This window comes from Mycobacterium sp. 1465703.0 (assembly GCF_001672975.1).
Classification (GTDB): Bacteria; Actinomycetota; Actinomycetes; order Mycobacteriales; family Mycobacteriaceae; genus Mycobacterium.
Genome location: NZ_LZKU01000204.1, coordinates 1 through 9,347, shown reverse-complemented (window position 1 = coordinate 9,347; position 9,347 = coordinate 1). Strand labels below are relative to the sequence as shown.

Here is a 9,347-nt window from a genome sequence, read left to right as displayed (position 1 = left end):
TCCACTCAGCCGCTGCATGGGCAGCATGGTATGTCTCACACCGCCGCGGCGGTGCGACTGCGCAAAAGAAATGGCACAATCGAGTAGTCATACGAACCCGGGGACCGGATTGCGGCCACGAGGATCGAACCGACCACCATTAGGGACAACGATGTCTGAGCACAACGTTTACGGTGCCAATTCGCCTGCGCAGCCGCGGCCCAAGATTCGCACCCATCACTTGCAGAAGATGAAGGCCGAAGGCCACAAGTGGGCCATGCTCACGGCCTACGACTATTCGACCGCCCGCGTTTTCGATGAAGCCGGCATCCCGGTCCTGCTGGTCGGCGATTCGGCGGCCAACGTGGTCTACGGCTACGACACCACCGTGCCCGTTTCGATCGACGAACTGATCCCCCTGGTTCGCGGCGTCGTCCGCGGCGCACCACATGCCCTGGTCGTCGCCGACCTGCCGTTCGGCAGCTACGAGGCCGGACCTGCCGCCGCGCTGGCCGCCGCCACCCGGTTCATGAAGGAGGGTGGCGCCCACGCGGTCAAGCTCGAGGGCGGTGAGCGGGTCGCCGAGCAGATCGCCTGCCTGACCGCCGCCGGTATTCCGGTGATGGCGCACATCGGCTTCACCCCGCAGAGCGTCAACAGCCTGGGCGGCTTCCGGGTGCAGGGCCGCGGCGACGCCGCCGAGCAGACCGTGCACGACGCGATTGCCGTCGCCGAGGCTGGAGCGTTCTCCGTTGTCATGGAGATGGTGCCGGCCGACTTGGCCACCCAGATCACCGGCAAGCTGACCATTCCGACCGTCGGAATCGGCGCCGGGCCGAACTGCGACGCGCAGGTGTTGGTCTGGCAGGACATGGCCGGGATGAGCAGCGGCAAGGCGGCTCGCTTCGTCAAGCGATTCGCGAACGTCGGCGATGAATTACGCCGGGCCGCCGCCCAATACGCCGAAGAAGTGGCCGGCGGAGTTTTCCCCGCCGATGAACACTGCTTCTGACCCCGCCCGTCCACGACACGGGCGTGGTTGCCCACCCAAAACGTCCAGCTGAGGTTCACCCCTGGTCGATGACGAAATCGCCGCGACCGCGCAACCGCTGAAAAGCGTTGCGGTACAGCGATGTACGATTGCCGTTAGCCGAAAATAGAATTCTGAAGAGCAAGGGTGGACCACATCGACCGGGGGAATCGCGGTGACCTCGTGCACCGTCGAACGGTGCTTACGTTGCCGCTGCTGGCGGCAGGAGGCATGGCTTTGGCTAAGACACCACGCGCGTCCGCACAACCGCCCCGCACCTCGCCGCGAGCGACCCGGTGGTCACCCGAGCGCGCCAACCGCTGGTATCAGGCACAAGGCTGGCCGGTCGGCGCGAACTACATCACCTCTAGCGCCATCAACCAGCTGGAGATGTTCCAGCGCGAGACCTTCGACCCCCGGCGCATCGACACCGAACTGGGCTGGGCACACGCTAACGGGTTCAACGCGGTGCGGGTCTTCTTGCACGATCAACTGTGGACGCAGGATTACCGCGGGTTTCAAGGTCGTCTCGCACAGTTCGTCGACACCGCCGCACGCCACGGCATCAAACCGCTGTTCGTCCTGTTCGATTCGTGTTGGGACCCGTTCCCTCAAGCGGGTCCGCAGCGCGCCCCCCGACCCGGCATCCACAACTCCGGCTGGGTGCAGAGCCCGGGGGCGGCGCGCCTCGACGACCGCGGCTATCTGCGTACCATGCGCGGCTATGTCACCGGAGTGCTGACCCAATTCCGCAATGACGAGCGCGTGTTGGGCTGGGACCTGTGGAACGAACCGGACAACCCGGCGAACGCCTACGCATCCGTCGAACGGAAAGACAAGTTCGACCTGGTCGCCGACCTGCTCCCGCAAGTGTTCGAGTGGGCCCGGTCGGTTGATCCCTGTCAGCCGTTGACCAGTGGCGTCTGGCACGGCCAGTGGGCCGACCCCGGACGGCGCAGCGTGATCAGCGGCATTCAGCTGGACAACTCCGATGTCATCACGTTTCACAACTACGCCGGGCCGGCGGAGTTCGGGCAACGGATCGCCGAGCTCGTCCCGCAGGGCCGTCCCATCCTGTGCACCGAGTACATGGCCCGGCCGCTGGGCAGCACGGTGCAAGACATCCTGCCCATCGCGAAGCGCGCCAACGTGGGCGCGTTCAACTGGGGTTTGGTGACCGGGAAAACGCAGACCTTCTTCCCCTGGGATTCCTGGGACCACCCGAACCCGGACCCTGCGATGCCGCAGGAGTGGTTTCACGATCTGCTCGGCCCGGACGGACGGCCGTTCCGGGACACCGAGATTCAAACGATTCTCGAGTTGGGCGGCCTGGCGATGCATCTACAGTCGCCGCCGGCCGGCTGACCGCGATCGGTCAGCGGCAACGATTCTGGAAGTCGGTCAACGGCTGGCGAATGCCTTCGAGGTCGGTGTGGGTCTGCGGGTTGGCGTCCATGTACTGCTTCAACTGCTGACGCATGTCGTCGCGTGGCTGCCCCTTCAAGCTGGTGAAGTACGCGTTGACGTCCGGGTGTGCGAACAGGTACGCCGACGTGGCCGCCGCAACGCCGGAGGACACCTGGGCAAGATCGGCCGCCGTGCAATTCGGTTGCGCCGAGGTACCCGGTTCCGGGTCGTCCATCGGCCAGTCCGCGGCAGCCGAACCCGCCGCTGCGAAAAGCATTGCCACACTGACCGCGCCGGCCGCTATTCCGCCGGCAACGACTCGGGCTGCCGGGCCAACAAAAGACACCATGGAAACGCTCCTTCGTCGGGCATGCGCAAGTCGGCTGTTATCTATGGCAAACCCTAAGGGTTTTTTCGCCGCGCATGCGCTAATCGGCGAGCAAAGAATCGCGAAGCCATTCGCCGATCTCGACCCGTCCGCCGCGCCGCGACGGCACAATGCATTCAGGTGGCAGGAAGGACAACGCGGATGAATCGGCGACGCTGGATCGCGGCATTGCTGGCGTTCTCGGGCTTGGCTTGCGCTCCCGGGATTTACATTGCCGCGCATTCCGCCGATCGGATCGAGGCGACGGTGTGTGTCAGCGCGGGCCGACGTGTCTCGGTCAGTGGGTGCACCGACATCGGCGACAACATCGCCCGCTATGTCCCGCCCCCGGCGGTCTATGCGCCGCTGCCGGAGGACGACACGTCGGCTCCTCCCCCGCCGCCGCCGTAATCCACTCCCGGACGGGCGCTTCGCTCAGCGGCCGATCCGTGCCGGTCTCGTCGCTTCGGTGTGGCAGGCTATGGGTGCTTATTTCCCACCGTCCACCATGTTCACGGCCGCGGTGCCGCAGCCGCAACGGAGCCCGAAGATGCCTGCAAAAGCGCCGCAGACCTCGCGTCATCTCGAGGTCGAGCGCAAGTTCGATGTGGTCGAATCCACCGTGTCCCCCTCGTTCGAAGGGATCGCCGCGGTCGCCCATGTCGAAAAGTCGCCGACGCAAACGCTGGATGCGACGTACTTCGACACGCCCATCCACGACTTGGCGCGCAACAAGATCACGTTGCGCCGCCGTACCGGTGGCTCCGACGCGGGATGGCACCTGAAGCTGCCGGCCGGACCGGATTCCCGAACCGAGGTCCGCGCATCGCTGGACGCATCCGACGGAAACGACACCGTGCCCAACGAGTTGACGGATGTGGTGCTGGCGATAGTCCGCGACCGGCCACTGCAGCCGGTCGCGCGCATCACCACCCGGCGCGAGACTCAGGTGCTCTACGACGCCGCAGGCACCGCGCTGGCCGAGTTCAGCAACGACCATGTCACCGCATGGACGACGCGGGGCGCCGAGGACACCGACGCGGCCCCGACCGAGCAGGAATGGCGCGAGTGGGAATTGGAGCTGGTCGAGGCCAGCGGGCTGTCCAACGGGACGGCCGGCATCGACCTGCTGAACCGGCTGAGCAATCGGCTGCTGGACGCCGGCGCCGCACCGGCCGGTCACGGCTCGAAGCTGGCGCGGGTGCTGGGTAGCACGGCACTGCCCAACGGCGCGCAGCCGTCCGAGGAGCCGCTGCAGCGCGCGATAGCCGAGCAAGTTCGCGAGCTACTGGTGTGGGATCGCGCGGTGCGCGCCGACGCCTACGACTCCATTCACCAGATGCGGGTGACCACCCGCAAGCTGCGCAGCCTGCTGCGCGATTACCAGGAATCGTTCGGGTTGCCCGAGGAAGGGTGGGTGCTGGACGAGTTGCGAGAGCTCGCCGGCATTCTCGGTGTGGCGCGCGACGCCGAAGTGCTCGCCGAGCGCTACGAGCGTGACTTGGACGGGCTCGCACCGGAATTGGTGCGCGGGCCGGTACGCGAACGCCTGGTCGGCGGTGCCCGGCGGCGTTACCAGACGGGGCTGCGCCGGTCGCTGATCGCCATGCGCTCGCAGCGGTACTTCCGTCTGCTGGACTCCCTCGACGTGATAGCGGCCGAAACCCCCGGCGCCGCGACGGCCGAGGAACAGACACCGGTAACCATCGAGGCCGCATACAAGAAGGTCCGCAAGGCCCAGAAGGCCGCCGCGCAGGTTGACCGCGAGCACCCCGACGACCACCACCATCGCGATGAGGCGATTCACCGAATTCGCAAGCGCGCCAAGCGACTTCGTTACACCGCGTCCGCGACCGGGGAGTCCAAGGTGTCCGAGCAGGCCAAAGCGGTGCAGTCGCTGCTCGGGGATCATCAAGACAGCGTGGTCAGCCGCGAGCATCTGAGGCTGGAGGCCGACAGCGCGCTCGCCGCCGGCGAGGACACCTTCACCTACGGGCTGTTGTATCAGCGGGAGGCCGATCTGGCCGACCGGTGCCGCGCCGAACTCGATGACACGCTACGCAAACTCGCCAAAGCGGTGCGCAAAGCCGGTCATTAGAAAGAGCGGACGAGCTGGCAAAGCTACGTCTGGTGACGGCGCTTTGCTATCCGGTCCGGGAGCCGGGCGGGCCGCCGCCGAGAAGTCGCGGTTGCACCGCCCGATGAACGCAGCGAGCTGACCAGGTGAATCTTCGCGATTTTCCATGTGAGCAACCGCGCCGGCGCCTACGCTCTCAATCGACGAATCGGCCGCGCGGCAAACACGAACGTCACCGGGGGTAGCAGATGAGACTCGAAAATCGGTCGTTGGGCGGGAGCCAGGGCGGCGCAGACCTGTATGCCCAACAGCGACACCATGGATGCCGGCTTTTGACGGGGTAGCCGTGGACTTCTGGGCGCCTCCCGAGATCACTTCAGCGCTGATTCATTCAGGGCCGGGGCCCGGGTCGTTGCTCACCGCCGCCAACGCCTGGCGGCAGCTGGCGATCGAGCTAGGACAGGCGGCCGCTAGCTACGCCTCTATCGTGGCGGGCATTCCCTGGTATGGACCATCAGCGACGGCGATGACCGCATCCACGCTGCCCTATGTCGCCTGGATGCACACCACCTCACTGCAGGCAGCTCAGATGTCGACGGCGGCTGACGCCATGATCAGCGCGTTTGCCGTCACCCAGGCGGCTGTGGTGCATCCGAGCGTGGTCACCGCCAACCGCACGCTGCTGGCCCATCTGATCGCGACAAACGTCTTCGGCGTCAACTTCCCTGCCATCGCCGCCACCGAGGCCCAATACCTGCAGATGTGGGCGGCTAACACGACGGCCCTGCTCAGCTATCAGGCGACCAGCCGGCAGACCATGGCGATGCCGACGTTCAGCCCCCCATCGCCGATGACCACTCCGACCGCACCTGCGGTTCAAACGGCTGCAGTGGCCAGAGCGGCAGCCGCGCCTGCAGCCGCTGCCGATCCCGCGGCCCTCACCCTTCCCACGGATCCGATTTTCTCGAATCCCACCGTCTCGGCTTTGATAAACCAGGAGGCCAGCGTCGTTCAGAGCGGGTTCCCGTTTAACCTCATCAGTTCATTCACCGGCGGCCATGACTTCATGCCCGGGCAGTACCCGGACATTCTGGCCGCCACTCCCCGCAACCTCGCTATCGCGTACAACCTCACCGGCCCCGAGGCGGTGGGAGGGGCTCCCAACCTCTACGCTCCCGCCACGGCCGCCGCCGAGACCAGTGCAGTGGAGAGTTCCGTCACCGCTTCGCTGGGCGACGGAATGTATGTCGGCAACCTTGTGGTCCCGCCTTCGGCGGTCACCTCCCCGATCCAGCTGGCTGCCGCACAGGCGCCGTTGGTGGCAACAACAGCCGAGGGCACTCCACTGATCCCGATGTTCGTCCCGCCGATGCCGCCGGGAGCACGCAAGGCCCAGCGGGACAGGCCCGACGAGAAGGGCTATGGACCGCCGATCCCGGGCACCATCATGCGGCCGCCTCCATCAGGCGGATGAGCGAAGGCCCATCGCGGCGGGTTCCTCTTCTAGACTTTTCCCATAACCGGTTTTTCTGTTTCGCAGCAGATCGGTGTCAGCCGAGGCTCGGGGAGGACGGACTGATGAAGCGGGCACTCATGGCCGCGTCGGCGGTGGCAACCGTCGTACTGACATCCCTGTGCGTTCCGCCGACACAAGCACACGCCGACGATCCATGCGCCGGCATCACCGATCCGGCTGCGCGCCAGGCTTGCATCGACCAACGCGATAACCCCTTGCGCAGATATCAAGGCAATTGCGATGCATCCCCCGTCTACGGACAGGAGGGCCAACTTTGTCGCGACTTTTGGGTCCGCGAGTCCGCGCCCCAGGATTCTGCCCCTTTCGCATAACCGGCCCTCCAGTGGAGCATTGCGGACGGATGCCGCTGCCCGCCAGCTGGATGCGCGGGCTTAAGGCTTAACACGGACGAGTTGGCCTGTAAGCCGGATTCTGTTCCCCGCCGCCGCGCATAGGCAACGGCAGCGGGGCGGCGACCATCCATCTGGACACACCGTCACCGGGTGCCTCGAGCGGCCTACCCGCAGGCTCGGGCGAGCAGCCCTCAAACGCCTGCGCGGCCGCACTTTCGTGCGGCCTTCTTGGCCTTGCTTCGGGTGGGGTTTGCCGAGCCATCCCGGTCACCCGGGATGCTGGTGCGCTCTTACCGCACCGTTTCACCCTTACCACCGCGGGGTGGCGGTCTGTTTTCTGTGGCACTTTCCCGCGAGTCACCTCGGATTGCCGTTAGCAATCACCCTGCTCTGTGAAGTCCGGACTTTCCTCGAACCGCCTAGCGGCGGCCCGCGGCCGCCCGGCCAACTCGTCCGCGACGATCCACGGTACTACCTGCGCGATGTCGAGGCCAGCAACCGTTTACCGTGGAATCGGATCACCAATCGGAAGGACGCGGATGTCCCGGTGGAAGAAGCGCGTGGACGCCGGCGCCTGGGAGACGATCGCGACCGAGGTCGCCGAGCACGGCGGGGCGCTGCTGCCACGGCTGGTCACACCCGGCGAAGCGGCCCGGCTGCGCAAGCTCTACGCCGACGACGAATTGTTTCGGTCGACCATCGACATGGCCCCCAAACGCTATGGCGCCGGGCAATACCGCTATTTCCGCGCGCCCTACCCCGAACCGATCGAACAGCTCAAGCAGGCACTCTATCCGCGGCTACTGCCGATAGCCCGCGATTGGTGGGGCAAGCTCGGTCGGCACGCACCGTGGCCGGACAGTCTGGACGATTGGCTGGCCACCTGCCACGCCGCCGGCCAGACCAGATCCACCGCCCTGATGCTGAAATACGGTGCCGGCGACTGGAATGCCTTGCACCGAGATCTCTACGGCGACTTGATGTTCCCGCTACAGGTGGTGATCAACCTGAGCGACCCCGACACCGATTACACCGGCGGCGAATTCCTGCTCGTCGAACAGCGGTTGCGGGCTCAATCCCGCGGCACGGCAACGCAACTGCCGCAGGGACACGGCTACGTCTTCACCACCCGGGAACGGCCGGTACCCTCGGCCCGCGGCTGGTCCGCGGCGCCGGTACGCCATGGCCTGTCGGTCGTTCGTTCCGGTCAGCGCTATGCGATGGGACTGATCTTCCACGACGCGGCGTAACCGCGGGCTAGCCGACTCGTCGTAACGCGATGATGTTGTCGGCCATGGTCCCGACTTCCCCGTTCGGACCGACCATTTCGCGGTGTGCGGCCTCGGTTCGCAGCCGCGTCCACTGCGTCGCCTCCAGCTGTAGCGACGCCAGGACCTCGTCGATACCGGCGAAGTGGTGATCATCATGGCACGCCCATGGCGGTGCTGCCCCATGGTCGACGATCAACAGCACACCACCGTGATTTACCCGGCTGGCCGCCCGTCGCAGCACGGTTTCCCGGTCGAGTCGGGCCGGCGAATGGAAATACTGGGCCGAGATCAAGTCGAACATCCCTGGCGGGAAGCTCTCGTTGAGGTCATGCCGCTGAAAGTCGATGTGTGCGAGCAGGTTCCGGGCCGATGCCGCCTCGGTGGCGCGTTGCAATGCGGTGGCCGAGACGTCGACGGCCACCACCTCCCAGCCGTGCTCGGCCAGCCACAGCGCATCGGCGCCCTCGCCGCAGCCCAGGTCCAGAGCCCGGCCCGTCGGCAGGCCGGCTGCCACCTCGACAAGTCGGGGATTGACCCGTCCGCTCCACGCCCGCTCTACCGAGCGGTAGCGCTCCTCCCAGAACTGCTGGGCATCATCGGATTTGCAAGAACTGTCCACACCGCGAGCTTGCCTACCGCATGCACGTTTTGCCAAGCTGAATTGCCATGCAGGCAAAAACCGCTCCCGATATCGACCTCCAGGTGCGCCGGCGACTCCGGGAACTGCGCGCGCAGCGTGCCATGACCCTGCAAGAGGTCGGCGAGCGCGCCGGAATCGACGTTTCGACACTCAGCCGCCTCGAATCCGGGAAACGCCGGTTGGCATTGGATCACCTGCCACGGCTGGCACGTGCCCTGTCAGTCAGCACCGACGTCCCCGGGGGGCAATGGTCTGAGCCGGATCAACTGTGCAGGTGAAGCCGCTCGCCGTGCGGTCCGAAGATCACGATGGCTTCGACCGGCTCGCGGACCACCCCGAACCAGTGCGGCGTCCACGTCGAGAACTCGACGGCTTGGCCCGGGCCGATGGTGAAGTCGCGCTCGCCCAGGATCAGCCGCATCCGGCCGGCAAGCACATACATCCAGTCCTGCCCCTCGTGTACCGGCAGGTCGGTGGGCGGGGTGCGGCGCCGCGCGCTGACCCGGATCTTGAAGGCGTGCAGTCCGCTGGCGGGGCCCTGGCGGGTCAGCGGCCAATAGGTGACGCCGTGGTGGGTGTGCGCGGTGCCGCGCACCCGCGGGTCTTGCGTCGGCGCCGCCTGCAACAGCTCGTCGGTGCTGACTGACAGGGCACGTGCCAGCCGTGGCAGGTGATCCAATGCCAACCGGCGTTTCCCGGATTCGAGG

General features: G+C 66.3%; 9 protein-coding genes, 1 other RNA gene and 1 pseudogene. 7 read left to right on the top strand and 4 right to left on the bottom strand.

What is annotated here, in order from left to right:
• Positions 1–151 precede the first annotated feature (151 nt).
• Positions 152–991 (top strand): 3-methyl-2-oxobutanoate hydroxymethyltransferase, encoded by an 840-nt coding sequence (gene panB / locus A5625_RS18995; RefSeq protein ID WP_066997324.1) that lies wholly within the window; start codon positions 152–154, stop codon positions 989–991.
• A gap of 201 nt (positions 992–1,192) precedes the next feature.
• The gene (locus A5625_RS18990) at positions 1,193–2,374 is read left to right on the top strand and encodes a cellulase family glycosylhydrolase (protein ID WP_082984466.1); all 1,182 of its coding nucleotides are present in this window, start codon (positions 1,193–1,195) and stop codon (positions 2,372–2,374) included.
• 10 nt (positions 2,375–2,384) lie between these two features.
• On the opposite strand, the gene A5625_RS18985 is transcribed toward A5625_RS18990, so the two are convergent.
• Complete coding sequence (locus tag A5625_RS18985) at positions 2,385–2,765, bottom strand: heme-binding protein (RefSeq protein ID WP_066997321.1); 381 nt, start codon at positions 2,763–2,765, stop codon at positions 2,385–2,387.
• Between the two features lie 180 nt (positions 2,766–2,945).
• Here A5625_RS18985 and A5625_RS18980 point away from each other — a divergent pair, with 180 nt between their 5' ends.
• The 3 genes from A5625_RS18980 (at position 2,946) to A5625_RS18970 (ending at position 6,334) form a co-directional block, all read left to right on the top strand.
• On the top strand, positions 2,946–3,194 hold the full coding sequence (locus A5625_RS18980) for a hypothetical protein (RefSeq protein WP_066997317.1): 249 nt from the start codon (positions 2,946–2,948) through the stop codon (positions 3,192–3,194).
• Between the two features lie 139 nt (positions 3,195–3,333).
• Positions 3,334–4,881, top strand: a complete 1,548-nt coding sequence (locus A5625_RS18975; RefSeq protein WP_066997327.1) for a CYTH and CHAD domain-containing protein — start codon at positions 3,334–3,336, stop codon at positions 4,879–4,881.
• A 301-nt stretch (positions 4,882–5,182) separates the two neighbouring features.
• On the top strand, positions 5,183–6,334 hold the full coding sequence (locus A5625_RS18970; protein ID WP_082984464.1) for a PPE family protein: 1,152 nt from the start codon (positions 5,183–5,185) through the stop codon (positions 6,332–6,334).
• A gap of 447 nt (positions 6,335–6,781) precedes the next feature.
• Here A5625_RS18970 and rnpB read toward each other — a convergent pair.
• Positions 6,782–7,181, bottom strand: an RNA gene (gene rnpB, locus A5625_RS18965) — RNase P RNA component class A.
• Between the two features lie 87 nt (positions 7,182–7,268).
• Here rnpB and A5625_RS18960 point away from each other — a divergent pair.
• On the top strand, positions 7,269–7,979 hold the full coding sequence (locus A5625_RS18960; RefSeq protein ID WP_066997311.1) for a 2OG-Fe(II) oxygenase: 711 nt from the start codon (positions 7,269–7,271) through the stop codon (positions 7,977–7,979).
• 7 nt (positions 7,980–7,986) lie between these two features.
• Here the strand turns inward: A5625_RS18960 and A5625_RS18955 are convergent, their stop codons facing one another.
• Positions 7,987–8,619, bottom strand: a complete 633-nt coding sequence (locus tag A5625_RS18955; RefSeq protein WP_066997308.1) for a bifunctional 2-polyprenyl-6-hydroxyphenol methylase/3-demethylubiquinol 3-O-methyltransferase UbiG — start codon at positions 8,617–8,619, stop codon at positions 7,987–7,989.
• Positions 8,620–8,666: 47 nt separating this feature from the next.
• On the opposite strand from A5625_RS18955, the pseudogene A5625_RS18950 reads away from it, so the two are divergent.
• A pseudogene (locus tag A5625_RS18950) lies at positions 8,667–8,873 on the top strand (helix-turn-helix domain-containing protein); the annotation flags it as partial.
• Between the two features lie 29 nt (positions 8,874–8,902).
• On the opposite strand, the gene A5625_RS18945 reads toward A5625_RS18950, so the two are convergent.
• Positions 8,903–9,347, bottom strand: a 445-nt coding sequence (locus A5625_RS18945; protein WP_066989956.1) for a helix-turn-helix domain-containing protein, incomplete at its 5' end; no start/stop codon positions are given.